Source organism: Mycolicibacterium sp. lyk4-40-TYG-92, from assembly GCF_030209435.1.
GTDB lineage: Bacteria > Actinomycetota > Actinomycetes > Mycobacteriales > Mycobacteriaceae > Mycobacterium.
The window spans coordinates 269,575-293,210 of the sequence record NZ_JARVRX010000001.1; the positions used below are offsets into that span (position 1 = coordinate 269,575).

Sequence of the window (23,636 nt, forward strand, 5' to 3'; positions counted from 1 at the left end):
CGTTTTTGCGCAGCCGGGTCAGCTGTTGACGGAATCCGCCGGGGTCTCGCAGCGTGCCACCAACTCGGCGAGCGCCGCCGGCAGCCGGTCGGCGATGGCGTGCGGATCGGGGACCTGGTCGGTACAGGTGAGGACGCAGATCTGCATGCCGCCCTCGTAGCTCCAGCCGGTGATGTTCATACCCATCGGGAAGACCAGCGGGCCGGTCGAGATGAGCTTTTCCACCAGTGCGCCGCCGAAGTACAGCTTCTGCTGCGGGCCGCGCATGTTCGAGGCGATCATGCTGAACATCGGCCGCTTCTTGACCTGTGCGCCGATGGTCGGCAGCACTCGGGAGTAGACCTTGAACAGCGGCCAGTACTCCATCCAGTCGTGCTGCAGCCAGGCATCGCGCTCGCTCTGCACCTCGCGGGCGGTGGTGGTGTTCGCCGAGATGGTCTTCAACCGGTCGACCGGGTCGACGACGTTGGTGGCGAGTTCGACGTTCCACCGAGCCACCTTGTTGCCCCACCGGTCGCCGTCCTGCGGGCGCATCGACACGGGCACCACGGCGGTCATGGTGTCGTCACCGACGGGACCGCGGGTGGCCTGATACTCGCGAAGGGCGGTGCTGCACATGGCGAGGAAGACGTCGTTGACGCTCACGCCGAACGCCTTCGACACCCGTTTGATCTGATCCATCTCGACGTTGACGAACGCGAAGCCGCGGGCCGCGGTCAGCGGCTCGTTGAACGGCAGGGCCGGCGGGATGAAGGCCTCGGCGTAGCCGGGCTTGCCCGCCTTCTGCCGGTTCTGGATGGTGCGGGTGACCTTGGCCGTGCGGGCCAGGACCTTCGGGAACCTGATGAGCGACTTGACCTGCTGGCGCGCCACCATCGGCAGCCACTCGGCGGTCGGCGGCCGGTGCTCGTCGGGCACCGGGTGGGCCGACGGCTCGGGCAACCGGTCTGCGGGGTCCTGGCTGTAGAACTGCTCGAGGAGGCTCAGCGACGCCATGCCGTCGGCCACCGCGTGGTGGATCTTGAGCACGAGCGCGACGCGGCCGTCGGCGAGTCCGTCGATGTACCACAGCTGCCAGGCCGGCCGGTTCCGGTCGAGCGGCTCTTCGAAGAGTTTGGCGATCTCCGCACCCAGCTCGCGGTCGGTTCCGGGCGCGGCGGCCGTCGCGCGCTTCATGTGGTAGTTCAGATCGCCGCGGGCGCGGGTGATCCACCACGGCCGGCCGGCGCCGAAGCGCGGCGACAGCAGCTGCCACTGCAGGGGTTCGACGCGGTCGACGAGGCCGGGCAGCGCGGCCCGCACGGCCTCGAAGGTGATGGGCTCGTGGCCCTGTTCCGGATCGAGCACGACGGCCTTGATGGTGTGCTGCGGCTGGACGGCACTCTCCCACGCCAGGAAGCTGTTGTCCTCGCCCGATAAACGTCGCATACATCACTATGAAGCCAGAAATGTGAGCCAGCGGACATGTTGTCTCGGTGATCGGGAACTACCTCTGAATTTCGGCTCGTCCCGCGTTTAGCGTGCTCACCATGAGCTGACTCGGCGTCGCGACGCGGAGCCGGAGGGCTCCGCCGGGTCGGCACGATCGTGAATGGAGTAGGGATATGCAACTGAGGAACAGCCGGGTTCTGGTCACCGGTGCCAGTCGTGGCCTGGGCCGGAACATCGCGCAGGCGATGGCGCGCCGCGGCGCCGACGTCGCGCTCGTCGCCCGGAACGCCGAGCAGCTCGAAGAGCTGGCGAAAGAGTTGGGCGGCAAGGCATATCCCGCCGATCTGATGGATCCGGCGGCGGTCGAAGAGCTGCTCGGCCGCGTCGAGGCCGACGGCCCCGTCGACGTCATCGTCAACAACGCCGGGGTGGACCGGGTCGGCCGCTTCTACGAGGCGTCGTCACAGGACGTGCGAGACCTGTTGCAGGTCAACCTGATCGCTCCGATGGAACTGTGTCGCCAGGTGATGCCGGGGATGATCAAGCGCGGCCGCGGGCACATCGTCAACGTGTCCTCGATGGGCGCCATCTCCACCGGGCCGGGCGTCACGCTGTACGGCGCCTCCAAGGCCGGCCTCAGCCACTTCACCGCAGGCATCCGCTCCGAGCTGCGGAGCAAGCCGGTCAACACCACGCTGGTGCAGATCGGTGAGGTCAAGACCGACATGATCGATCACATCCGGTCGTTCGGGCCGGCACGCCGCACCATCGAACGGTCGCTCAAATTCCGGATGATCCCCCAGGAACCGCTGGACGCCGACATGGTCGCCGAGGCCATCGCCGATGCCGTCGAGAAGGAAAAGAAGCATGTCATCCTGCCCAAGCGCATCGCGGCGATGGCCTACCTCACCGAGACCCCGCGCCGGGTCTCCGAACTGATGCTGACCGGTATCGACCAGGACAGCGACTGACCATGGGTGGCGTGCGGGACCTGACCGGCAAGGTCGCGATCATCACCGGCGCGGCGCGCGGTCAGGGTGAGGCCGAGGCGCGGCTGTTCGCCGCCCGCGGCGCGCAGGTCGTGCTCACCGACGTCCTGGTTGCCGAGGGGGAAGCGGTCGCCGCGTCGATCGGCGACGCCGCCCGCTTCCAGCGGCACGACGTCGGCAGCGAAAGTGATTGGCTGACAACGGTCGAGCTGGCGCTGAGCGAATTCGGCCGCATTGATGTGCTGGTCAACAACGCGGCGATCTGCACCGTCGAACCTCTCATGGAACACACCGCCGAGTCGTGGGAACGGCAGCTGCGGGTCAATCTGATCGGCCCCTTCTTGGGTACCAAGGCCGTCGTCGAACCCATGCGGGCGCTCGGCGGCGGCTCGATCATCAATGTGTCCTCGCAGGCCGGACTGCAGGGGCTGGCCGGCTACAGCGCCTACGGCGCCTCGAAGTGGGGCCTGCGTGGCTTCTCCAAGGTTGCCGCAATCGAGTTGGGCCCCATGGGGATTCGGGTCAATACCGTCTATCCCGGGATGATCGACACCCCGATGGTGGCGCACCTGCCGATCGAACGCGGCCCCGGCGGGCACCCCGGTGCGCCGCTCACGCGCGTCGGTGCCCCTGAAGAAGTCGCCGAGGTGGTGGCGTTCCTGGCGTCGGATGCGTCGTCGTACATGACGGGTGCGGATCTGGCGGTCGACGGCGGCGCGAGCGCCGGCCGGATTCCGGTCGTGCCGGCGTAGCGAGCGACTTGTCAGACTTCCCCGGCAAGATGGGCGCATGGCCGGGGACGAATCCACACTGGCGCCGGACCGCCGCCGGCGGGCCGGGTCGATGGAGCTGTTGCTCATCGCCCTCACCGCGCTGGCGCTGTCTGGTTCCTGGGTCAGCGGTGTCCTGACCGATCACGCCCGTTTGGCAGCCGCGGCCACGGTGTTCTGCGGCGTCTTCGTGCAGGCGCTGCCGTTCCTGGTGCTGGGGGTCATCGTCAGCGGTCTGGTCGCGGCGTACCTCACCCCGGAGCGGCTGGCCCGCCGGTTGCCGCGCCGGCCGGCGCTCGCGGTGGCGGTGGCGGGCGTCGGTGGTGCAGCACTGCCCGGATGCGAATGCGGTTCGGTGCCCGTGGCGCGCCGATTGTTCAGCGGGGAGACGGCCGGGGCGGCACTGACCTTCATGCTGTCGGCACCGGCGATCAACCCGGTGGTGTTGGTGGCGACGGCTGTCGCGTTCCCCGGCCAGCCGCAGATGGTGGTGGCGCGCTGCGTGGCGTCGCTGCTGACCGCGGTGGTGATGGGGCTGCTGTGGCAGCGGTGGGGCCGCACCGAATGGGTGACCCGCACGCTGCCCACGCACCATGACGAGGGCGCCTCGCGCTTCACCGTGTTCACCGAGGCGGCCCGCCACGACTTCCTGCAGTCGGCTGCCTACCTCGTGGTCGGCGCCGGCGCGGCCGCGGTGCTGCGCGCGGCCGTGCCGCCGTGGGTTTTCGAGCAGGTGGCCGGCAATCTGGTGGTCGGCGTGGTGACCATGGCGCTGCTGGCCGTCGTGCTGGCCCTGTGTTCGGAGGCCGACGCGTTCGTCGCGGCGAGCCTGACCATGGTCCCCCTGGTGCCGCGACTGGTGTTCCTGGTGGTCGGCCCCGCGGTGGACGTCAAGCTGTTCGCGATGCAGACCGGTGTGTTCGGCCGGCCGTTCGCGGTGCGGTTCGCGCCGGTGACGCTGCTGGTGGCCACGGTGTGTGCGACGGTCGTCGGGCTGCTGGTGCTCGGGGGCGCGTCGTGAGCCGGGAAACACAGAACATCCTGATTCTGTTGATCGGGCTGAGCACGGGCCTGATCGCGGTGAAGGGCACCTACCTGAATTTCGTGAAACCGGCGCTGTTCCCGTGGCTGGTGGTGGCGGCCGTTCTGCTGGTGGCGCTCGCTGTGGTGTGCCTGGTGCGCGATCTGCGCCAGGGGCCGCCGGGCGGGCATCACCACCGGGGCCTGCTGGCCTGGCTCCTGCTCGTCCCGGTGGCCCTTACCGCGTTTGTCAGCGTGCCGCCGATGAGCGCGGTGGGCGCCGAGACGGTCACCGCGGCGGTGGCGCCGCCCAAGCGGGCGTTCCCACCGCTGCCGGCCGACGGGACGGTGTCGCTGCCGGAGGTCGTGCTGCGGGCCGCCGCCGACTCCACGAAAAGCCTTGAGGGACGGACCATCACCGTCACCGGATTCACCATGGGCGACGATCTGGCCCGGGTCGTGATCGTGTGTTGTGCCGCCGACGCGCAACTGGCGCGCATCCACCTGACCGGCGCCCTCGGTCCGCACCCGAACGACACCTGGCTGAAGGTGCAGGGCAGGGTGGTAGCCGGGACGTCCAATCCGTCCACGAATTTCGTCCCGACCATGGAAGTGACCAGTGCCGACCCAATCCCCAAGCCCCGCAACACCTACGCGTACTGACGCGCAGGCCCTGCTCGAACAACTCGCCGGCCCCGGCGCCGTGCTGCGCGACGACCAGTGGGTGGCCATCGAGGCCCTGGTGGTCCAGAGCCGCCGGGCGCTGGTGGTGCAGCGCACCGGATGGGGCAAGTCCGCGGTGTACTTCATCGCCGCCAAGCTGTTGCGCGCAGCCGGGCGCGGCCCGACGGTCATTGTCTCGCCGCTGCTGGCGCTGATGCGCAACCAGGTGGCGGCTGCCGAACGCGCGGGCGTCCGAGCTGCCACCATCAATTCCAGCAACGTCACCGAATGGGACGAGGTGCACCAGCGGGTTGCCTCGGGCGATCTCGACGTGCTGCTGGTCAGCCCGGAGCGCCTGAACAACCCGGACTTTCGTGACGCCGTCCTGCCCGCATTGGCCGCCGACGCCGGGCTGGTAGTGGTCGACGAGGCGCACTGCGTCTCCGACTGGGGGCACGACTTCCGCCCCGACTACCGGCGCATCCGCACTCTGATCGGCGAGTTGGGTTCGGGCATACCGGTTCTAGCCACCACCGCGACCGCCAACGACCGCGTGGTGCAGGACGTCGCCGCACAGCTGGGCGTCGGGGGCGGGGATACCCTGGTGCTGCGTGGCGGGCTGGATCGGGAGTCACTGCGCCTGTCGGTGGTGCACGCCGGGGGACCGGCGCAGCGGGCGGCTTGGCTTGCCGCGCATCTGGATTCGCTACCGGGCTCGGGCATCGTCTACACCCTTACGGTGTCGCAGGCACATGACGTCGCGGCGCTCCTGCGCGAGCAGGGGCATACCGTCGCGTCCTACACCGGCTCCACCGAGACCGCCGAACGCGAGCAGCTGGAAGCCGACCTGCTGGGCAACCGGGTCAAGGCGCTCATCGCCACGTCGGCGCTGGGCATGGGGTTCGACAAACCGGACCTGGGCTTCGTCGTGCACCTGGGTGCTCCGTCGTCGCCGATCGCGTATTACCAGCAGGTCGGCCGTGCCGGCCGCGCCACCTCCAGCGCCGAGGTGATCCTGCTCCCGGGCAAAGAGGACGCCGACATCTGGCGGTACTTCGCGTCGGTCGCGTTCCCGTCGGAAGCCTTGGTGCGCAAGGTGATCGGCGAACTCGAGCCGGACCGGGCGCTGTCCACCGCGGCCCTGGAACCGCTGGTCGACCTGAACCGGTCCCGGCTTGAGATGGTGCTCAAGGTGCTGGACGTCGACGGTGCGGTGCGCCGCGTCAAGGGCGGCTGGATCAGTACCGGCCAGCCCTGGTCGTACGACGAGGAGCGCTACCGCAATCTGGATGCCGCGCGGCAGCGCGAACAGCAGGCCATGCTGGACTACCAGTCGACGACCGAGTGCCGAATGGTGTTCCTGCGCAGCCAACTCGACGATCCCGAGCTCGACGGCCGGGGCTGCGGCCGGTGCGACAACTGCGCGGGTGCGCGCTACACCGCGGACGTCGACGCCGAGGCCGCATCGACGGTGCGCGATCAGCTGATGCGGCCCGGTGTGGAGGTCGCTCCGCGGAAACAGTGGCCGACGGGGCTGGGCTCCCTGGGTATCGGCTTGTCCGGACGCATATCCGGCGGTGCCGAGCCCGGCCGGGTGATCGGCCGGCTGACCGACCTCGGGTGGGGCGCCCGGTTGCGTCAATTGCTCGACGAGCCCGACGGTGCGGTGCCCGACGCCGTCGTGCAGGCGGCCGTTGCGGTCCTCAAGGCGTGGAACTGGAAGGAACGTCCGGTGGCCGTGATGGGCCTGGACTCCGAGCGCCATCCTCAGCTGATCGGCTCGCTGGTCAACCGCCTGGCGGACCTGGGCCGGCTGCAGAATCTGGGCACGCTGTACTACCGGCCGCAGCGGCGCCCCGTGACGGCCGCGAACTCGGCGTATCGGGTTGCGGCGCTGGTGGATTCGTGGGAGGTGCCGACGCTGGACGTGAGTGGCCCGGTGCTGCTGGTCGACGACCTGGTCGACACCGGCTGGACCCTGACCATGGCGACGCAGGTGCTGCGCACCGCCGGGGCGCCGGCCGTGCTGCCGTTCGCGATCGCGTCGGTCAGCTGACGGACCGCCATTCTGCGTAGAGTCCGTCGATCATCTGGGCGACCTCGTCGTAGGTCTCCCAGGTGTCCGGTTCGCCGTAGCTCTCGCCATGACGAGCTACGGCCGGGACGTTGCGATACCGCGACAGATAGGTCCGGTAACCCGCCGCGGCGAAGGCGTTTCCGGTATCGGTCAGCATGGACGGGTCGATCTGACTGACGCAGTATCGGCGTAGGTAGTCGCCCGGAGTCATGCTTCGGGTATGCAATTCGGTTGGATTGCAGTCGGATTGGGCGAGGCCGTGCAAAGCCGACCAGGCCATGAACATCCCGATGTGCGTGCTGGCAGCAGTCGCATCGAGGCCGAGTTCACTTACGCTGTCGTAGTGCCACTCGGCGTCGTCGTACGTCATGCTTCGAGCCTAAGAGGGTGGCGGGTAACTCCCGGACGCCAATTTCAGCCGGGTGCTGGGTCAATCCCGGCCGAGCCCCAGCTGATCGACCACCGCGTCGACGCCGATCAACTGGATATCGCTACGGCGCACCGGGTCCCACTGCGCGCGCGACATGGTGAACTCCAGCATGGTGTCGAATACCCCGCGCCGTGACTGCCGAGAGGATCCGGTCTGCACGTAGGGCAGCGACCGTGTGACACCGAGTGACGCCGCGTTGTCGTGCCAGGCGGCGGTGCGGGCCACGTCCGCGTCGAATCCGGCGAAGATCAGTTGCAGCGCCGCGGTGCGCATCTCCCGACCGAGGCCGCGGCCCTGATAGCGGCGGCCCAGCCAGGAGCCCGTGGACACGGTCCGCCGGGCGGGGAAGCCGTCCGCACTGACAATGCAGACGCCGGCAGCGGTGCCGGCAACCAGCACGGCCATTGGCACATCCCAGTGCTCCGTCGATACCTCGGCACGGGTCTGCCGGAAGTACGCGACGGTGTTGCGCTCCAGCTCGGGGGAGACGGCGTCGGTCCACGGGGTGGAGAACGGCATGGTGGCCGGATCGTGAATGCCCTCGGCGGCCAGTTGGGCGAGCTCGTCGGCCAGTGCGTCGGTCACATGGCACAGCCGCAGGACCGGAGTGATCACCTCCAGTTCCGCCAGTGGCCAGGGCGAAGGGCGCATGCCCAATACCAACACACGCGAGCTAATCGACGAAAGTGAATATTTGCTGTGTAGAGCCATGTTGACCTGCAACTTTGGCCGTGTGTGTAACGGCAGTGCTGTGCCGAGCGAAATGCACCGAGAGGCCGGGGAAGACGGATGCGGCCAGAACAAAGGAGGATTCCATGACTCGTGCCGTTACGTTCGGCCGTTCCACCCTCGGCTTCATCGCCCTGGGTGCAGCCTGTGCCGCCGTCGTCGTGCCTCGTGCATCGGCCGATCCCGTGAGCCCGACGTCGCCGACGACGTCGGCCACCGCGTCGCCGACCTCGACCGCGACCACCGCCGCGACCCCGACCACCTCGGCGACGCCCACCACGTCCACCACGGCGCCGTCCACCACGACGACGACCACGGTGGCTCCGGCCGCCACCGTCGCCGACTGCAGCACCGCGACGCTCGCCAAGACCATCAGCTCGGTGACGCTGCAGCTGTCGGATTACTTCGCTGCCCACCCGGACGCCGACAGCTCGCTGCTCGATGCCACGCGCCAGCCGGCGTTCACGGCCATGAGCCAGTTCGACAACTACTTCAAGGCACACCCGGACGAGGCCGACGCGCTGCGCGGTATCCAGGCTCCGCTGGCCGCCTTCAAGGACCGTTGCGGCCTGCAGGTCGCGCCGACCGACGCGCTGGCCGTCCTCAACGGCGTCTAGTCCTCACGCGCCGAACGTGAGCGAATGTGCCAATTCCGCAACGGGTTTCGCGCCCGAGCTCACGTTCGGCCGGGCGGGGACCCGCCGAGTTGCGCCGTCAGGGTCGCGGCGGCGGCCACGAGTCCGCGCGCTCGCTTACTGATCTCCGCGTCGGTCAGGGCAAGGCCGATCTGCAGTGACAGCACCATCACCTGGCGTTGGTGATGGTCGAACACCGGTGCGGCGATGACGCTGATGTCGTGTTTGGCCCGCCCGCCCGGCGCCGCGCTCGATTCGCTGGGCAGGTACACGCGCTCACCGATGTCAGAGACCAATTCGCCCAGGAGCACTCGTAATTCGTCGGGCAGGTTGCTCGACATGCCGGCCATCATGGCGTACAGCCGCCGCCCGCCCGGCGTCAGCCGCTCCACGAGGTAGCCCGATTCGCGGCACTCGGCGATGACGCGTTCCAGCCGCGCGCTGTCGGTGCGCAGCGGGATCGTCGGCTCCTTGGCCAGCCAGTCGCGCACCGCGCGCTCATCCCACAGCACGAACATCAGGCCGACCGGCGGGGCGAACGGATAGCTCTGCCCGACCTGGACCGGCTCCGGACTGCCGTGCGGGGCAACGAGTTCCAGCAGCGTTATGCGGTCGTCGACGACCGCCGACAGCGCCGCCGTGGCGTTGAAGGCCTCCGACAGCCGGCGCAGTTCCGCCCGCGCGGCCGGGCTGATGCGCATGGACTCCTGCGCGGTGTGGCCAAGCGTGATCAACCGCGGCCCCAGGCGGTAGGTCTTCTCGGCTGCGTCACGCACCAGATAGCCGGCGTCGGCGAGCGTGGTGACGATGCCCAGGCAGGTGGGCTTGCTGAGACCGAGCCGGCGCGCCAACTCGGACAGCCCGAATTGTTCCTGGGGATGACTGGCCAGGAAATCCAGCACCGCGACGACGCGGGCGGTGGGCGGCGACGCGCGTCCGGTGTCGGTCATGGCAAGGAATGTACGACATCGGTCCAAATATGGACCGTCCAGTCGGCGCGCCAATGTCGGGACTGATCGGGACGAAGCCGCAGGTCGTCTGGCGCGACCGAGCTGCGCGGCATTGACGACGACTGCAACGCGTTCTAGTCTTCATTCGGAATATCTACCGATGTGTTCCAATATTGGAACGGAAGGGCGTTGACCGTATGTTCACGCAGTCGTTCGTCGACGCCGTCGCCGAGGCGGAGCGCCTCGTCGCCGCGGCGCCGTTCATCGAAACCGAGGCCGACTTGCTCGAAGGCCTGCAATACCTCGCCGGTTGCATCGCGTCGTGCACGCACGTCGCATTCGACTTCGACAAGGACCACCCGTTCCTGCACAGCGGCACCGGCCCGTTCGAGAAGATGGGCCTCGACAACCCCGACACCATGTACTTCGGCACCCGCGTGCAGCCCGGCCACGAGTACGTCGTCACCGGTCGTCGCGGCACCACCACCGACGTCAGCTTCCAGCTGCTCGGCGGTGAGTACACCGACGCCAACGTGCCGGACAGCGAAACGGCATTCGACGACCGCAAGCTCGACATCGCCGATGACGGCACGTTCGAGTGGCGGTTCACCCCGGCCACCCCGGCGCAGCTGGTGATCCGCGAGGTCTACAACGACTGGTCGGCGCAGCGTGGCTCGTTCGCCATCTCCCGCACCGACACCGCGGGCACCGCGCCGGAGCCGTTGACCCGTGAGCTGATCGAGAAGCGCTACGCCGTCGCCGGCAAGCAGCTGGTGCAGCGGGTCAAGACCTGGCTGCAGTTCCCGAAGTGGTTCTACGACAACCTGCCGGTCAACACGCTCACCGCGCCGCGGCTGACCCCGGGTGGCCTGGCCACGCAGTACTCGTCCGTCGGGCATTACGACATGACGCCGGACCAGGCCATGGTCATCACGCTGCCGGTGACAGACGCGCCGTACCTGGGCTTCCAGCTCGGCAGCCTCTGGTACATCTCGCTGGACTACATCAATCACCAGACCTCGCTGAACGGCACTCAGGCACAGGCGGATCCGGACGGCAAGATCCGGATCGTGGTGTCCGAGAACAACCCCGGCGTGACCAACTGGTGCGAGACACTGGGCCACGCCAAGGGCTACCTGCAGTTCCGCTGGCAGCGGGTGTCCCGCGAGTTGACGGCCGAGGACGGCCCGACGTGCGAGATCGTGAGCCTCGACGAGGTGCCGTCGAAGCTGCCGTTCTACGAGAGCAACAAGATTTCCGAAGATGATTGGCGCGCGCGGATTGCGCTGCGGCAGAAGCTTATCGGCGAGAGGATGGTGGGCTGATCGTGAGCGGACTGCTGACGAACAAGGTAGTGGTGATCAGCGGAGTCGGGCCTGGGCTCGGGACGACGCTGGCCCGGCGATGTGCCGACAACGGTGCCGATCTGGTGCTGGTCGCCCGCACCGTGGAGCGACTCGAGGTCGTCGCCAAGGAGGTGACGGAGCTGGGCCGGCGCGCACTGGTGGTGGGCGCCGACATCACCGACGACGAGCAGGTCGCCAATGTGGTGGCCCGCACCACGGAGGAGTTCGGCAAGGCTGATGTGTTGATCAACAACGCGTTCCGGGTGCCGTCGATGAAGCCTTTTGCGAACACGACCTTCGAGCACATGCGGGACGCGATCGAGCTGACGGTGTTCGGCGCACTGCGCATGACCCAGGGCTTCACCCCGGCGCTCGAGACCGCCAAAGGTTCTGTGGTGAACGTGAATTCGATGGTGGTGCGGCATTCGCAGGCCAAGTACGGCGCCTACAAGATGGCCAAGTCGGCGCTGCTGGCCATGTCTCAGACCCTCTCGACCGAGCTCGGCGAGAAGGGCATCCGGGTGAACTCGGTGATGCCGGGCTACATCTGGGGCGAGACGCTGGAGGGCTACTTCAGCCATCAGGCGCAGAAGTACGGCACCACCGTCGAGCAGATCTACGCGGCGTCGGCCGCCGGCTCCGATCTGAAGCGGCTGCCGACCGAGGACGAGGTGGCCTCTGCCATCCTGTTCCTGGCCAGCGACCTGTCCAGTGGCATCACCGGCCAGTCGCTCGACGTCAACTGCGGGGAGTACAAGGCATGACGCGCACGAACGTGGGCACCGTCGAGGACCTGCACGCCTCGGCCGTCAAGGCGTGTGGCCTGGAGGATTTCGGCGGCGACGACGACAACTACCTGGAAGCCCTTGGCGTGCTGCTGGATTCGTACCAGCGTGAGGCCGACCTGACCGAGCTCGGCAGCAAGATGCAGCGGTTCTTCACGCGTAACGCGCTGGTGGCCCGCCTGGTGTCCAACGCCGCGTTCAAGCAGTATCCGCAGCACGCCGACGTGCCGATCGAGCGGCCCATCTTCGTCACCGGACTGCCGCGCACCGGCACCACGGTGATCCACCGGCTGCTGACGGCCGACCCGGCGCACCAAGGTCTCCAGATGTGGCTGGCCGAGTTCCCGCAGCCGCGGCCGCCACGCGAAACCTGGGCCGACAACCCGGTTTTCAGTGCGCTCGATGCGCGGTTCAAGCAGGCACACGAAGAGAACCCGGACTACACCGGCCTGCACTTCATGACGGCCGACGAGGTCGAGGAATGCTGGCAGCTGCTGCGTCAGTCGCTGCACTCGGTGTCCTACGAGACGCTGGCGCACGTCCCGTCGTACGCCAAATGGCTGGCTCAGCAGGACTGGACCAAGTCCTACCAACGGCACCGTAAAAACCTGCAGCTGATCGGCTTGAACGAGCCCGAAAAGCGTTGGGTGCTCAAGAATCCCAGCCACCTGTTCGCGCTGGACGCACTGCTCAAGGTCTATCCGGACGCCCTCGTCGTGCAGTGCCACCGCCCGGCCGAGACCATCATGGCCTCGATGTGCTCGCTGGCGCAGCACACCACGGCAGGCTGGTCGAACACGTTCACCGGCAAGGTGATCGGCGACGACTCGATGGAGACGTGGTCACGCGGCCTCGAGCTGTTCAATGCCGAGCGGGCCAAGCATGACCCCAAGCAGTTCTGCGACGTCGACTACTTCGAGTTCATCAAGGACCCGGTGGGCGCCGTCGAGGGCATCTACCGCACCTTCGGCATCGAGTTCACCGACGCCGCACGGCAGGCGATGAACGAGAGCCATGCCCAGAGCCAGCAGGGCCCGCGTGCGCCGAAGCACACCTACTCGCTGTCCGATTACGGACTGACCGAGGAACAGGTCAAAGAGCGCTTCGCCAACCTGTAACTGCCCGTGCAGTAGCGAAAGCCCCCTGAGTCAACCGATTCAGGGGGCTTTCGCTGTGGGTATGCCTAACCGTCGCCGGGGGAGGGTGCGCTGGAGAACTCTTCCAGGCATCCCTCGGCGACCGCATGCTTGATGCTGTCGGACATCTTCGGACACGAGCGGCTGCGGCTGGGGTCGCCGCCTTCGGCGCGGATTTCGCTGAAATACGCGCACCGCGCCGTCGCTTCCGAATTCCACTGCACCGCAGTGTGTTCCGGGCCCAGCTTCTTGACCGCCACCGTGGAGTGGCAGAACCGGCAGTCCACGGGTACCAGACCTGCGGTCAGGTACCGCTGACGGTCGGCAGCGGTGGCCTCGCGAACCGCGGCCAGGCGCACCGGGTCGCCCGCGAAATCCGGTGCCTTGGACCAGGATCCGTTGGCGGGCGCATCGGACGTCGGATGGGCGTGGCCCTCGTCTTCGTCGCCGTGCCCCATCAGCTGCAGCATCGAACGGGCCAGGCTCTCGGCATCGGGAGCCTGGGCCCGTTCGTCGTGCTGGGTCATCAGCTGGACTGCTCTGCGGATTCCTTGGCCTCGGCCTGCAAGCGCAGGTTCTCGGCCACCTCGCCCTGCCACTTCTCGTTGGCGACCGTGGTGTCGATCTCCAGCTCGAAGCGGTCGGTCATGTCCGGCGTGATGTCGGCGACGTCCACGTAGAACTGCTGGTACCAACGGCGCATCTGGTAGACCGCGCCGTCTTCCTCGACCAGCAGCGGGTTGTCGATGCGGGTCTTGTGCTTCCAGATTTCGACGTCCTGCAGGAAGCCCTTGCTGACACCGTCGGTCATGGCGTCGGCCAGCTTCTGGGTGGTCTTCTCGTCCATGCCTTTGGGCTTCTCGACGATGACGCCCCACTGCAGCACGAACGCGTCCTGGCTCACCGGGTAGTGGCAGTTGATCAGGATCGACTCGGCCTTGTAGCCGCCGTAGTTGTTGTGCAGCCAGTTGATCATGAACGACGGCCCGAAGTACGAGGCCTCCGAGTCGAGGTGCGCTTCGCCGTACTGGGTGCCCATGCCACCGATGTCCGGCCGGCCCACGTTGTGCAGGTACTGGCTGGCGATGTGGCCCTCGAAGACGTTCTTGAAGTACGTCGGCAGGCCGTAGTGGATGTAGAAGAAGTGCGCCATGTCAGTGACGTTGTCGATGATCTCGCGGCAGTTGCTGCCCTCGATCAGCATCGAGTTCCACTGCCAGTCGGTCCAGTTGTCACTGTGGAATTCGGGGATCTCGGGGATCCGCACCTCTTCCTGAGGTGGGTTGCCCTCGTGGTCGTGCCAGACGAAGAGCAGGCCGCCACGGACGTCGGTGTGCCAGGCGCGGGTGCGGGCCAGGCGCGGCGTGCGCTTGGCGTAGGGCACCAGCTGGCACTTGCCGTCGCCGCCCCAGCGCCAGTCGTGGAACGGGCACGCCACGGCGTCGCCCTTGATGGTGCCCTGCGACAGGTCGCCGCCCATGTGCCGGCAGTAGCCGTCCAGGATTTTCAGGTCGCCCTTCGAGTCCGCGAACACCACCAATTTGGTGCCGAACGCCTCGAACGAGTGCGGCTTGCCGTCCAGGAAGTTCTTCACAGGACCCACGCAGTGCCACCCACGGGCAAAGCGGTCCGGCAGCGCGCCGGTATCGATCTCGCGAACCCCCGCGGTTTCGGTGCTCACCTTGGCCTCCCAATCTGTGCCTAGTAACTAGAACACGTTACAGTTTTTCCTCGGTGCAGCGCAATGCAAGCGTCCCGACCTGCGGTATATCTATGTCATGCCGCTTTACTCCTTCGAGGGCCGAAGCCCGGTCGTCGACCCCACGGCGTTCATCGCCCCCACCGCCGTGCTCATCGGCGATGTTCGCGTCGAAGCCGGAGCCTCGGTGTGGTTCAACGCGGTTCTGCGCGCCGACTACGCGCCTGTCGTCATCCGCAACGGCGCAAACGTGCAGGATGGGGCCGTGCTGCACGCCCCGCCCGGCATCCCGGTCGACATCGGGCCCGGCGCGACCATCGCCCACCTGTGCGTCGTCCATGGCGCTCACGTCGGTGCCGAGGCACTGATCGCCAACAACAGCACGGTGCTCGACGGCGCGGTGATCGGCCGGCGCACGCTCGTCGCGGCCCATTCGCTGGTGGTCGCCGGGACGAAGATTCCCGATGAGGTGCTCGTCGTGGGATCGCCCGCCAAGATTCGCGGCCCGATCGCCGGGACCGGCGCGGAGACCTGGATCAACGCGAACCCGCAGGCGTACCGGGAACTGGCCGAGCGCTACCTGGCCGGCCTGGAGGAGCTGTAGCCCCGGATTTCGCGGAAATCTGACATTCCGGCCGGCGTTCGGCCAAGACTGGGCGCATGAAGCTGCCGCTCATCGCTCTGACCGGTGCCGCCGTGGTGCTCACGACCCCGCTCGCGCACGCCGCGCCGCCGCCCAACTTTCCCGACTTCGCGGGCTTCAGTGTCGTCACGTCCACCCATCTGGCGACCTACCAGCGCACCGCTCAGCAGGTGTTGAAGTTCTCGACGCCCGACGGGCTGGCGTGCCTCGTCAGCGCGCTGGGGGGAGTGGCGCCCAGCGTGCGGTGCTACGGCCCGGTGCCGGGGACGACGGGCCTGGCTGTCACCAGCGATCCCAACGCCAAGGCGCCTCGCGATTTCGGGGTGGCACAGCTGCACGCGGCCAACGAGGGCACGATCAGCAACTACCACGGCGACTACCCGACCGACCTGGCCGGTGCACCGCTGCTGGCGCCCGGGGAGAAGGTCACTCTGACGACGACGACGTGCGGCGTGGTGGCCGGTGGCGTCACCGCGTGTATCGACACCACCGACGGCGGCCATGGCTTCGTGCTGCAGCCGTCGGGGTCGTGGATCTTCTGAAATTACGTGGAGCGCGGCGCTTCCCAGAACGCGCGCAGCGCCAGTAGCTGGCCGGCTTCGTTGGCGCGGTAAGTGAAGACGCCGTGGGTGGTGAAGTCGTGGCCACCGATGGTGGTCACGATGTTCCCGACGTTGGCCTCTTCGTCACCGCACTGGTAAGTGGTCTCGAAGTTGAACACGAGACTGTCGGTGGGAGCGATCGCCTTGTCCCAGAAGGCCGAAATGGCTTCCTTTCCGCGGTGCCCCTTGCCCTCGGGGTCGAGGAACGACGGCCCGATCGGGTCCTGCACGACGGCGTCTTCGGCGAAGTTGGCCAGCCAGGCTTCTTTGTCGCGGGCGGCAACGGCATCGCGCGAACGCTTGCCGGCCAGGTGCGCGGGGTGATTCGGATCGGAAACTGTCATGTCAGTCCTTTCCCGGCTTGTCGCTGCTGACCACCCACATCGAGTAGTACTGTGCGCCACCACCGTACGCGTGGCCGAGGGCCTTGCGGGCACCTTCGACCTGATGGTCGCCGGCCTTGCCCATGACCTGGATGGCCGACTCGGCGAAGCGGATCATCCCCGACGCGCCAATGGGATTGGAGCTCAGCACACCGCCGGAGGCGTTGAACGGAATCCTGCCGCCGATGGCGGTCTCGCCGGCCTCGGTCAGCTTCCACCCTTCACCTTCGGGCGCGAAACCCAGGTTCTCCAGCCACATCGGCTCGTACCACGAGAACGGCACATAGACCTCGGCGCAGTCGATTTCGTCGATGGGGCTGGTGATCCCGGCGTCGCGCCACAGGGCGGCGGCGGCGTCGCGGCCGGCCTGCGGGTTCACCTGGTCGCGGCCCGAGTAGGCCAGCGGCTCGGTGCGCAGCGCGGTGGCGTGGATCCACGCGACGGGATGTCCCTCGGCGACGCGGGCGTCGGCGACTTCCTCGTTGCCGATCACGAGTGCGGCCGCGCCGTCCGATGACGGGCAGGTCTCGTCGAAACGGATCGGGTCCCAGAGCATCTGGGATGCCATCACCTTCTCGACGGTGATGTCGGGCTGGTGCAGGTGCGCCAGCGGGTTCTTGGCGCCGTTGAGCCGGTCCTTGACCGCCACCATGGCGCCGATGTGCTCGGGCGCGCCCGAGCGGCGGATGTAGGCGCGCACGTGCGGGGCGAAGTAGCCACCCGCGCCGGCGCCGACGGGCTTGGTGAACGGCACCGGAATCGACAGCGCCCACATGGCGTTCGACTCGGACTGCTTCTCCCACGCCATGGTCAGGACGCGGCGGTACTTGCCGGACTTGACCAGGCTGGCGGCGACGATCGCGGTCGAGCCACCCACCGAACCAGCGGTGTGCACGCGGATCAGCGGCTTGTTGGTGGCGCCGGTGGCGTCGGCCATGAACAGCTCGGGCATCATGACGCCCTCGAAGAAGTCCGGCGCCTTGCCGACGACGACGGCGTCGATGTCGGCCATGGTGCACCCGGAATCAGCCAGCGCGCGGTCGATCGCTTCGCGAACCAGACCGTTCATCGAGACATCGAGCCGCTTGGCTACGTACTTGGTCTGTCCCGTACCGAGGACCGCAGCGAGATTCTTGGCCATGGCTACTTACCCTCCAGGACGGCAATCAGATTCTGTTGCAGCGCAGGACCACTCGTGGCGTGGGCCAGCACGCGGTTCGCCGAGCCGTTGAAGATGTGTTCGGCGGCGAAGCCGATGCGCTCCAGGCCGGCCGAGAACATCGGGTTGGCGGCCAGGGCGCCACCCGACGGGTTGATCCTGGTCGAGTCCTTCAGGCCGATCGCCTCGGTGAGGATGAGCTGCTGGTGGCTGAAGGGCGCGTGCAGTTCCGCGATGTCGATCGAACCGGCGTCACCGCCGGTGGCGGCAGCGGCCGAGGCGGCGGTCGACGTCGAGACCGTGAGATCGCGGGCACCCAGGATCGGGGTCTCGATACGGTGCTCGAAACCTGTTATCCAGGCCGGGTTTTCACGCAGTTCCCGCGCCTTGTCGGCCGACGCCAGCACGATCGCGGACGCGCCGTCGGTGATGGGGGCGATGTCGTGGCGGCGCAGCGGATCGGCGAAGAACGGCCGCGACAACAGGTCGTCGATGCTGCCCGTGACTTCTTCGCGGTCGGTGCGGCCGCCCGCGGCGAACGCGTCGAGCGCCACCTGAGCCATCTGCTCGGCGGTCCACTTGCCGGCATCCAGGCCGAAACGGGCCTGCAGGCCCGCCATCGAGACGGCGTCCGGCCACAGCGGCGCGACGGTGTACGGATCGGTCTGCAGGGCCAGCACCCGGCGCAGGGTGCCTGCGCTGCCCTTACCGAAGCCGTAGACCAGCGCGGTGTCGACCTCGCCCGTCAGGATCTTGATGTAGGCCTCGTACAGCGCCCAGGCGGCGTCCATCTCGACGTGCGACTCGTTGATCGGCGGCACCGCGCCGATCGAGTCGATGGCCGAGATGAACGAGAACGCGCGTCCGGCAAGGTAATCCGAGGAGCCCGAGCACCAGAACCCGATATCGGTCTGCTGCAGGCCCAACTCGGTGAACAGCTTGGCAAAGCACGGCATCAGCATCTCGACGCCGTTCGTGGTGCCGTCGGTGCGGCGCACATGCGGGGCATGCGCGAACCCGACGACCGCTACATCGCTGGAAGTCATTGTGGCCCTTTACAGGTGGTGCTTGTACGAGTCGTAGTCGGCGTCGGGTTCCCCGGACGGTTTGAAGTGCGAGATGTTGTCGATGCCCAGGCCCCACTCCTCGCGGGGCTTCCACACCGCCTCGACCCGCATGCCCATGCGCACGTCGGCTGCCTCGATCTCGGTGACCAGGTGCAGGAACGGGATGTCGGCACCGTCGAGCAGCACGTAGGCGGCCACGTACGGCGGCTTGATGCGCTGGCCCGGGAACGGGATGTTGATGATTGCGAAGGTGGTGACGGTGCCGCGGTCGGGCAACTCGACGAACTCGTCGAGAACCATGCCGGTGGCCGGGTCGGCCTCCTTCGGCGGGAACAGCACCGGGCCGGGCTTGCCGTCGCGGCCGACCTTGGTACGGGCACCGAGCAGCTTGCCCTCCTGCAGACCGCGCAGGAAGGTGCTCTCGGGAAGTGAAGCGGTGTGCTGGATTTCGATGGACGACGGCGAAACCAGCATGGTCACCGGGTCGCGGTCATCGGCGACGGACGAGGACACCGCGGCCTCTTCTTCTGTGCCGGGCACGAAGTACGCGATGTCGGTGATGGCACCGACGGGCTCGTCGACCCAGTGCGCACGTACGCGATCGCCGGACTTCAGCGCGCCCTCAGTGACGTCGACGGCGTGCAACAGCGGAGTATCGGCGCCGTCGAGCTTGATCAGCGCCCAGGCGAACGGGCGCGGCAAGGGCTGGCCTTCCAAAGGCTCCGGCTGCCAGGTCCACGACACCACCGTGCCGACGCTGGAAACCGGAACCACCTCGGTCAGGGCCTCGTACGTGACAGGGTCATACTCGGCGGGAGGTACGTGTACCCGGCCGTCTGAACCGCGGGTGCCGACGATGCGTCGTCCGCGCAGCGCGGTGAAGAACTGACTCAGGACCGGACCGACTGAACGGGTGTAGTCGAATGACAGTTTCAGCGGAGCCGAAAGGGGCGGCTCATGGCCTGCCATCTGGGCTGGGCTGCTTTGGCTAACGCTCACGGCATCGAGTAGAACAGGTTCTAACAATCGTGGCAAGCACGTTCGGAAAGGCGGCCCCATGAAACTCGGTTTGCAGCTCGGATATTGGGGCGCGAAGGCGCCCACCGATCACGCGACGCTCGTCGCCGCCGCGGAGGAAGCCGGTTTCGACACCGTCTTCACCGCAGAGGCCTGGGGCTCGGATGCCTACACCCCGCTGGCCTGGTGGGGCCGGGAAACCACGCGGATGCGGCTGGGTACCTCGGTCATCCAGATGTCGGCACGCACACCCACGGCGTGCGCCATGGCGGCCCTGACGCTCGATCACCTGTCAGGCGGCCGGCACATCCTCGGCCTCGGTGTCTCGGGACCGCAGGTCGTCGAGGGCTGGTACGGGCAGAAGTTCCCGAAGCCGTTGGCGCGCACCCGCGAATACATCGACATCCTGCGCCAGGTCTGGGCCCGCGAGGCCCCGGTGACCAGCGCCGGTCCGCACTACCCGCTGCCGTTGTCGGGTGAAGGCACCACGGGCCTGGGCAAGCCGCTCAAGCCCATCACCCATCCGCTGCGCGCGGACATCCCGGTGATGCTGGGCGCTGAAGGCCCCAAGAACGTCGCGCTGGCCGCCGAGGTCGCCGACGGCTGGCTGCCGATCTTCTACTCGCCGCGGATCTCCGGCATGTACAACGAATGGCTCGACGAGGGCTTCGCGCGCGCCAGCGCCCGTCGTACCCGCGAGACGTTCGAAATCTGTGCCACCGCGCAGATCATCGTCACCGACGATCGGCCGATGGTCATGGAGATGATGAAGCCCCACCTGGCGCTCTACGTGGGCGGCATGGGCTCGGAGGACACCAACTTCCACGCCGAGGTGTACCGCCGCATGGGTTACTCCGAGGTCGTCGACGACGTCACCAAGCTGTTCCGCAGCGACCGCAAGGACGAGGCTGCCAAGGCCATTCCGGACGAGCTGGTCGACGACTCCGCGATCGTCGGCAACCTCGACTACGTCAAGGAACAGATCAAGGCCTGGGAGGCCTCGGGCGTCACGATGATGGTCGTCGGGGCCAAGTCGGTCGAGCAGATCAACCAGCTGGCTGACTTGGTCTAGTTTTCTCGCGGCCGGACGCAAAACTGTCATTTTGGCACTCTGAAGTGCAGTTTTGCGGCTTTCCGCGGAGCTGCCAGTAGACACTTATTGCGGAGTGTCTACAACGTGTTCTAGATTCGTGCTGTGACTGACGCCACCGGCTCGACGCCCTCGCAGCACACCATCGCGGGCACCGTGCTGACCATGCCCGTGCGCGTCCGTAAGGCGACGCAGCACATGGCGATGTTCTCGGTCGACGCCGATGCCGCACAACGCCTGATCGACTACAGCGGTCTGCGGGTGTGCCGGTTCCGCCCGCGTCGCGCGGTCGCCGTGCTGATGCTCATGCACTACGTCGACAGCGACCTCGGCCAGTACTACGAGTACGGCACCAACATCATGGTGAATCCGCCCGGCTCCACCGCCTCGGGCCTGCGTGCCCTGCAGTCGGCCGGCGCCTTCATCCATCACCTGCCGGTCGACCAGTCCTTCACCCTCGAAGCCGGTCGCAACATCTGGGGCTATCCGAAGGTGATGGCGGACTTTGCTATTCGAGATGGCAAGCACTTCGGCTTCGACGTCACCATCGACGGCCAGTTTGCCGTCGGGATGGATTTCCGGCCCGGATTCAAGGTGCCCGCGCCGTCCAAACCACAAGCGCCGCCGACGTTTTCGCACCTCGATGGCGTCACCCGCGAGACCGTCGGCGTGATGAGGCCGTCCGGGGTGCGCTACCGGCCCGGGGGAGTGACGGTGCGCCTCGGTGACCACCCGTACGCCCGGGAATTGGCCGCACTCGGATTGCCGAAACGCGCCATGCTCTCGGGTTCCGCTGACAACGTAGACATGACTTTCGCCGATGCTCAGGAGATCAAGTGACCAGTGTTATCACCCGCCCCGACGTCGATCTGGCCGACGGCCGGTTCTATGCCGACCGGGCGGCCGCGCACGAGGCGTACCGCTGGATGCGGGCCAATGAGCCGGTGTTCCGCGACCGCAACGGCCAGGCCGCGGTGGCCACCTACCAGTCGGTGCTCGACGCCGAGCGCAACGCCGAGCTGTTCTCCAACGCCGGCGGCATCCGCCCCGACCAGCCCGGCATGCCGTACATGATCGACATGGACGACCCGGCGCACCTGGTGCGGCGCAAGCTCGTCAACGCCGGCTTCACCCGCAAGCGCGTCATGGACAAGGTCCCGTCGATCGGGCGGCTGGTCGACGCGCTCATCGACAATGTCTGTGAGAAGGGCGAGGCCGACTTCGTCAACGATCTGGCGGCCCCGCTGCCCATGGCCGTCATCGGCGACATGCTCGGTGTCGTGCCGGAAGAGCGCGAGATGCTGCTCAACTGGTCGGACGAGCTGGTGTCGGGGCTGTCGTCGCATCTGGACGAGACGTCGATCCAGAAGCTGATGGAAACCTTTGCGGCGTATACCGCTTTCACGATGGACGTCATCAAGGACCGGCGGGCCAATCCCACCGATGACCTGTTCTCGGTGTTCATCAACTCCGAGGTCGAAGGCCAGCGGATGGCGGACGAAGAGATCGTCATGGAGACCCTGCTGATCCTGATCGGCGGCGACGAGACCACCCGGCACACGCTGTCGGGCGGTACCGAACAGCTGATGCGCAACCGCGATCAGTGGGACCGCCTGGCTGCGGATCCGTCGCTCATGCCGGGTGCGGTCGAGGAGATGCTGCGCTGGACCTCGCCCATCAAGAACATGTGCCGCACCCTGACCGCGGACACCGTCTTCTACGGCACCGAGCTGAAGAAGGACGAGAAGGTCATGCTGATGTTCGAGTCGGCGAACTTCGACGGCGACCAGTTCGAGAACCCGGACGAATTCCACATCGACCGGAACCCCAACAGCCACTTGGCTTTCGGATTCGGCACGCACTTCTGCATGGGCAACCAGCTGGCGCGGCTGGAGCTGCGGCTGATGACCGAGCGACTGCTGCAGCGCCTGCCCGACCTCCGCTTGGCCGACGGTGCGGAGATCCCGCTGCGCGCCGCCAACTTCGTCAGCGGCCCCGAGGCCATGCCGGTGGTGTTCACCCCGACGGCCCGCGTGCTCTGACTTCGCTTCCGCGAGTGTGAATCTGGTGTCACGGTCGACGTGAACGTAGGCAATAGATTCACACTCGTGGGCTGCGGCGGTCGAATGCGGCCGCTATCCGGCGGACGATCGTCCCTTCGGTGTCCTCCGCGGTGACCCGAATGACGAGCCAGCCGAGCTCGGCGAGGTCGTCGTACCTGCGGATGTCCCTGTTGAACTGCCGACGGTCGGTGCGGTGGTGGTCGCCCTCGTATTCGACGGCGATCAGGTGCTCTTCCCACCCCATGTCCAGCCGGGCGATGAATTGGCGGTAGGCGTCGTACACCTGAATTTGCGTCTGGGGACGTGGAAAGCCGTTGCGCTCGATGAGCATTCGCAGCCAGCTCTCGCGCGGCGACTCGGCACCGGCATCGGCGAGGGACAGCGCGCGCCGGGCCGTCTTGATGCCACGACGTCCCCGATATCTGGACGCCAGGGCTTCGACATCACGGGTCGAGACGTGCGTGGCGGCAGTCAGGGCATCGATGGCGGCAACGGCCGTCGCCAGCCTGTTCCGGCAACCGAGATCGAGAACGGTGCGCGCGGGTGTGGTTACCGCGATGCCGTCGACGACGACGATCTCGTCCGGTTCGATGCGGTCGGCCCAGGTCTCGATGCTCCTCGGAGGATGCCGGTTTTCGTAGATGATCTGCGCTGGTGACGCGTTGTCGACCCAGCGCGCGCCGTGCAGGGCCGCTGCCGATCGGCCCGCGAGGATGCCTTGCCGCCGGGACCACAGCCACGCGACCTTTGCCCGGATGCGCGCGTCGACCTCGGCATTGCCGCAGAGGTAGACGTCCGGCGCGAGAGCGACGAACTTGCTGCGCAGCGCGTACGGTGACAGCCTCCCCGCCGCCACCGCTTCGCTGCCGATAAATGGTTCCCCCATGCCGGAAGTGTGCCGCCGCGCACTGACAAGCCCGCCAGTGTGAAGCCATTGCGATCAGATGCGGCG

The 23,636-nt window shown here is 67.3% G+C and carries 25 protein-coding genes; 14 read left to right on the top strand and 11 right to left on the bottom strand.

Annotation, left to right across the window (positions count from 1 at the left end; translation table 11 throughout):
* Positions 1–18: 18 nt before the first annotated feature.
* Positions 19–1,428, bottom strand: coding sequence for a wax ester/triacylglycerol synthase family O-acyltransferase (locus QRN63_RS01340; RefSeq protein WP_285028913.1), 1,410 nt, complete (start codon positions 1,426–1,428; stop codon positions 19–21).
* Between the two features lie 176 nt (positions 1,429–1,604).
* On the opposite strand from QRN63_RS01340, the gene QRN63_RS01345 reads away from it, so the two are divergent.
* From QRN63_RS01345 to QRN63_RS01365, 5 genes are read left to right on the top strand one after another with little or no spacing between them, the layout of a single operon-like run.
* A complete protein-coding gene (locus QRN63_RS01345; protein ID WP_267318579.1) occupies positions 1,605–2,402 on the top strand; it encodes an SDR family NAD(P)-dependent oxidoreductase in 798 nt (265 codons plus the stop codon).
* A 2-nt stretch (positions 2,403–2,404) separates the two neighbouring features.
* Complete coding sequence (locus tag QRN63_RS01350) at positions 2,405–3,172, top strand: glucose 1-dehydrogenase (RefSeq protein ID WP_285028914.1); 768 nt, start codon at positions 2,405–2,407, stop codon at positions 3,170–3,172.
* A 37-nt stretch (positions 3,173–3,209) separates the two neighbouring features.
* Positions 3,210–4,211 (top strand): permease, encoded by a 1,002-nt coding sequence (locus tag QRN63_RS01355; protein ID WP_267318581.1) that lies wholly within the window; start codon positions 3,210–3,212, stop codon positions 4,209–4,211.
* A complete protein-coding gene (locus tag QRN63_RS01360) occupies positions 4,208–4,873 on the top strand; it encodes a TIGR03943 family putative permease subunit (RefSeq protein WP_285028915.1) in 666 nt (221 codons plus the stop codon). Before QRN63_RS01355 ends, QRN63_RS01360 begins: the two co-directional genes overlap by 4 nt.
* Entirely contained in the window at positions 4,830–6,929 is a 2,100-nt protein-coding gene (locus tag QRN63_RS01365) for a RecQ family ATP-dependent DNA helicase (RefSeq protein WP_285028916.1), read from the top strand. Before QRN63_RS01360 ends, QRN63_RS01365 begins: the two co-directional genes overlap by 44 nt.
* Here QRN63_RS01365 and QRN63_RS01370 read toward each other — a convergent pair.
* Together QRN63_RS01370 and QRN63_RS01375 are read right to left on the bottom strand one after the other, a co-directional pair.
* Positions 6,922–7,320: a DUF7832 domain-containing protein gene (locus QRN63_RS01370; protein WP_285028917.1), complete on the bottom strand. Its 399-nt coding sequence runs from the start codon at positions 7,318–7,320 to the stop codon at positions 6,922–6,924. The two genes, QRN63_RS01365 and QRN63_RS01370, sit on opposite strands and share 8 nt — an antisense overlap.
* A gap of 60 nt (positions 7,321–7,380) precedes the next feature.
* Positions 7,381–8,031: a GNAT family N-acetyltransferase gene (locus tag QRN63_RS01375; protein ID WP_267318584.1), complete on the bottom strand. Its 651-nt coding sequence runs from the start codon at positions 8,029–8,031 to the stop codon at positions 7,381–7,383.
* A 164-nt stretch (positions 8,032–8,195) separates the two neighbouring features.
* Here QRN63_RS01375 and QRN63_RS01380 point away from each other — a divergent pair, with 164 nt between their 5' ends.
* Positions 8,196–8,726, top strand: a complete 531-nt coding sequence (locus tag QRN63_RS01380) for a hemophore-related protein (protein ID WP_267318585.1) — start codon at positions 8,196–8,198, stop codon at positions 8,724–8,726.
* 59 nt (positions 8,727–8,785) lie between these two features.
* Here the strand turns inward: QRN63_RS01380 and QRN63_RS01385 are convergent, their stop codons facing one another.
* Entirely contained in the window at positions 8,786–9,694 is a 909-nt protein-coding gene (locus QRN63_RS01385; protein WP_267318586.1) for an IclR family transcriptional regulator, read from the bottom strand.
* A 197-nt stretch (positions 9,695–9,891) separates the two neighbouring features.
* Between QRN63_RS01385 and QRN63_RS01390 the strand changes: the two genes are divergently transcribed.
* The 3 genes from QRN63_RS01390 to QRN63_RS01400 are packed head-to-tail and all read left to right on the top strand — an operon-like array spanning position 9,892 to position 12,943.
* Positions 9,892–11,019, top strand: coding sequence for a hypothetical protein (locus QRN63_RS01390; protein WP_285028918.1), 1,128 nt, complete (start codon positions 9,892–9,894; stop codon positions 11,017–11,019).
* A gap of 2 nt (positions 11,020–11,021) precedes the next feature.
* Positions 11,022–11,804, top strand: coding sequence for an SDR family oxidoreductase (locus QRN63_RS01395; protein ID WP_267318588.1), 783 nt, complete (start codon positions 11,022–11,024; stop codon positions 11,802–11,804).
* Positions 11,801–12,943 (top strand): sulfotransferase family protein, encoded by a 1,143-nt coding sequence (locus tag QRN63_RS01400; RefSeq protein ID WP_285028919.1) that lies wholly within the window; start codon positions 11,801–11,803, stop codon positions 12,941–12,943. Before QRN63_RS01395 ends, QRN63_RS01400 begins: the two co-directional genes overlap by 4 nt.
* Positions 12,944–13,008: 65 nt before the next feature.
* On the opposite strand, the gene QRN63_RS01405 is transcribed toward QRN63_RS01400, so the two are convergent.
* Positions 13,009–13,488 (bottom strand): hypothetical protein, encoded by a 480-nt coding sequence (locus QRN63_RS01405; RefSeq protein WP_267318590.1) that lies wholly within the window; start codon positions 13,486–13,488, stop codon positions 13,009–13,011.
* Positions 13,488–14,642: a 3-ketosteroid-9-alpha-monooxygenase, oxygenase component gene (locus QRN63_RS01410; protein WP_267318591.1), complete on the bottom strand. Its 1,155-nt coding sequence runs from the start codon at positions 14,640–14,642 to the stop codon at positions 13,488–13,490. The genes QRN63_RS01405 and QRN63_RS01410 overlap by 1 nt, the downstream gene beginning before the upstream one ends.
* A gap of 97 nt (positions 14,643–14,739) precedes the next feature.
* Between QRN63_RS01410 and QRN63_RS01415 the strand changes: the two genes are divergently transcribed.
* On the top strand, positions 14,740–15,264 hold the full coding sequence (locus QRN63_RS01415) for a gamma carbonic anhydrase family protein (RefSeq protein ID WP_285028920.1): 525 nt from the start codon (positions 14,740–14,742) through the stop codon (positions 15,262–15,264).
* A 56-nt stretch (positions 15,265–15,320) separates the two neighbouring features.
* A complete protein-coding gene (locus tag QRN63_RS01420) occupies positions 15,321–15,845 on the top strand; it encodes a hypothetical protein (protein ID WP_285028921.1) in 525 nt (174 codons plus the stop codon).
* A gap of 2 nt (positions 15,846–15,847) precedes the next feature.
* Here the strand turns inward: QRN63_RS01420 and QRN63_RS01425 are convergent, their stop codons facing one another.
* From QRN63_RS01425 to QRN63_RS01440, 4 genes are read right to left on the bottom strand one after another with little or no spacing between them, the layout of a single operon-like run.
* Positions 15,848–16,249, bottom strand: a complete 402-nt coding sequence (locus tag QRN63_RS01425) for a nuclear transport factor 2 family protein (RefSeq protein WP_285028922.1) — start codon at positions 16,247–16,249, stop codon at positions 15,848–15,850.
* Between the two features lies 1 nt (position 16,250).
* Positions 16,251–17,429: a thiolase family protein gene (locus tag QRN63_RS01430; protein WP_267318595.1), complete on the bottom strand. Its 1,179-nt coding sequence runs from the start codon at positions 17,427–17,429 to the stop codon at positions 16,251–16,253.
* A 2-nt stretch (positions 17,430–17,431) separates the two neighbouring features.
* A complete protein-coding gene (locus QRN63_RS01435) occupies positions 17,432–18,493 on the bottom strand; it encodes a thiolase family protein (protein ID WP_285028923.1) in 1,062 nt (353 codons plus the stop codon).
* 9 nt (positions 18,494–18,502) lie between these two features.
* The gene (locus QRN63_RS01440) at positions 18,503–19,513 is read right to left on the bottom strand and encodes a Zn-ribbon domain-containing OB-fold protein (protein ID WP_410506099.1); all 1,011 of its coding nucleotides are present in this window, start codon (positions 19,511–19,513) and stop codon (positions 18,503–18,505) included.
* A gap of 58 nt (positions 19,514–19,571) precedes the next feature.
* On the opposite strand from QRN63_RS01440, the gene QRN63_RS01445 reads away from it, so the two are divergent.
* From QRN63_RS01445 to QRN63_RS01455, 3 genes are all read left to right on the top strand, one after another.
* Positions 19,572–20,603, top strand: a complete 1,032-nt coding sequence (locus tag QRN63_RS01445; protein WP_285028924.1) for an LLM class F420-dependent oxidoreductase — start codon at positions 19,572–19,574, stop codon at positions 20,601–20,603.
* A 183-nt stretch (positions 20,604–20,786) separates the two neighbouring features.
* A complete protein-coding gene (locus tag QRN63_RS01450) occupies positions 20,787–21,461 on the top strand; it encodes an acetoacetate decarboxylase family protein (protein WP_267319009.1) in 675 nt (224 codons plus the stop codon).
* Positions 21,458–22,663: a cytochrome P450 gene (locus tag QRN63_RS01455; protein WP_285028925.1), complete on the top strand. Its 1,206-nt coding sequence runs from the start codon at positions 21,458–21,460 to the stop codon at positions 22,661–22,663. Before QRN63_RS01450 ends, QRN63_RS01455 begins: the two co-directional genes overlap by 4 nt.
* Positions 22,664–22,721: 58 nt before the next feature.
* Here QRN63_RS01455 and QRN63_RS01460 read toward each other — a convergent pair whose 3' ends face one another.
* Positions 22,722–23,570, bottom strand: a complete 849-nt coding sequence (locus tag QRN63_RS01460) for a hypothetical protein (RefSeq protein ID WP_285028926.1) — start codon at positions 23,568–23,570, stop codon at positions 22,722–22,724.
* Positions 23,571–23,636: the final 66 nt, after the last annotated feature.

Excerpts from the sequence above, each read along its gene's own strand:
- QRN63_RS01420 (WP_285028921.1), top strand. The coding sequence starts at position 15,321 with ATGAAGCTGCCGCTCATCGCTCTGACCGGTGCCGCCGTGGTGCTCACG.
- QRN63_RS01380 (WP_267318585.1), top strand. The coding sequence starts at position 8,196 with ATGACTCGTGCCGTTACGTTCGGCCGTTCCACCCTCGGCTTCATCGCC.
- QRN63_RS01340 (WP_285028913.1), bottom strand. The coding sequence starts at position 1,428 with ATGCGACGTTTATCGGGCGAGGACAACAGCTTCCTGGCGTGGGAGAGT.
- QRN63_RS01355 (WP_267318581.1), top strand. The coding sequence starts at position 3,210 with ATGGCCGGGGACGAATCCACACTGGCGCCGGACCGCCGCCGGCGGGCC.
- QRN63_RS01425 (WP_285028922.1), bottom strand. The coding sequence starts at position 16,249 with ATGACAGTTTCCGATCCGAATCACCCCGCGCACCTGGCCGGCAAGCGT.
- QRN63_RS01345 (WP_267318579.1), top strand. The coding sequence starts at position 1,605 with ATGCAACTGAGGAACAGCCGGGTTCTGGTCACCGGTGCCAGTCGTGGC.
- QRN63_RS01435 (WP_285028923.1), bottom strand. The coding sequence starts at position 18,493 with ATGACTTCCAGCGATGTAGCGGTCGTCGGGTTCGCGCATGCCCCGCAT.
- QRN63_RS01375 (WP_267318584.1), bottom strand. The coding sequence starts at position 8,031 with ATGCGCCCTTCGCCCTGGCCACTGGCGGAACTGGAGGTGATCACTCCG.
- QRN63_RS01450 (WP_267319009.1), top strand. The coding sequence starts at position 20,787 with ATGCCCGTGCGCGTCCGTAAGGCGACGCAGCACATGGCGATGTTCTCG.
- QRN63_RS01400 (WP_285028919.1), top strand. The coding sequence starts at position 11,801 with ATGACGCGCACGAACGTGGGCACCGTCGAGGACCTGCACGCCTCGGCC.
- QRN63_RS01445 (WP_285028924.1), top strand. The coding sequence starts at position 19,572 with ATGAAACTCGGTTTGCAGCTCGGATATTGGGGCGCGAAGGCGCCCACC.
- QRN63_RS01415 (WP_285028920.1), top strand. The coding sequence starts at position 14,740 with ATGCCGCTTTACTCCTTCGAGGGCCGAAGCCCGGTCGTCGACCCCACG.
- QRN63_RS01370 (WP_285028917.1), bottom strand. The coding sequence starts at position 7,320 with ATGACGTACGACGACGCCGAGTGGCACTACGACAGCGTAAGTGAACTC.
- QRN63_RS01385 (WP_267318586.1), bottom strand. The coding sequence starts at position 9,694 with ATGACCGACACCGGACGCGCGTCGCCGCCCACCGCCCGCGTCGTCGCG.
- QRN63_RS01460 (WP_285028926.1), bottom strand. The coding sequence starts at position 23,570 with ATGGGGGAACCATTTATCGGCAGCGAAGCGGTGGCGGCGGGGAGGCTG.
- QRN63_RS01350 (WP_285028914.1), top strand. The coding sequence starts at position 2,405 with ATGGGTGGCGTGCGGGACCTGACCGGCAAGGTCGCGATCATCACCGGC.
- QRN63_RS01405 (WP_267318590.1), bottom strand. The coding sequence starts at position 13,488 with ATGACCCAGCACGACGAACGGGCCCAGGCTCCCGATGCCGAGAGCCTG.
- QRN63_RS01430 (WP_267318595.1), bottom strand. The coding sequence starts at position 17,429 with ATGGCCAAGAATCTCGCTGCGGTCCTCGGTACGGGACAGACCAAGTAC.
- QRN63_RS01390 (WP_285028918.1), top strand. The coding sequence starts at position 9,892 with ATGTTCACGCAGTCGTTCGTCGACGCCGTCGCCGAGGCGGAGCGCCTC.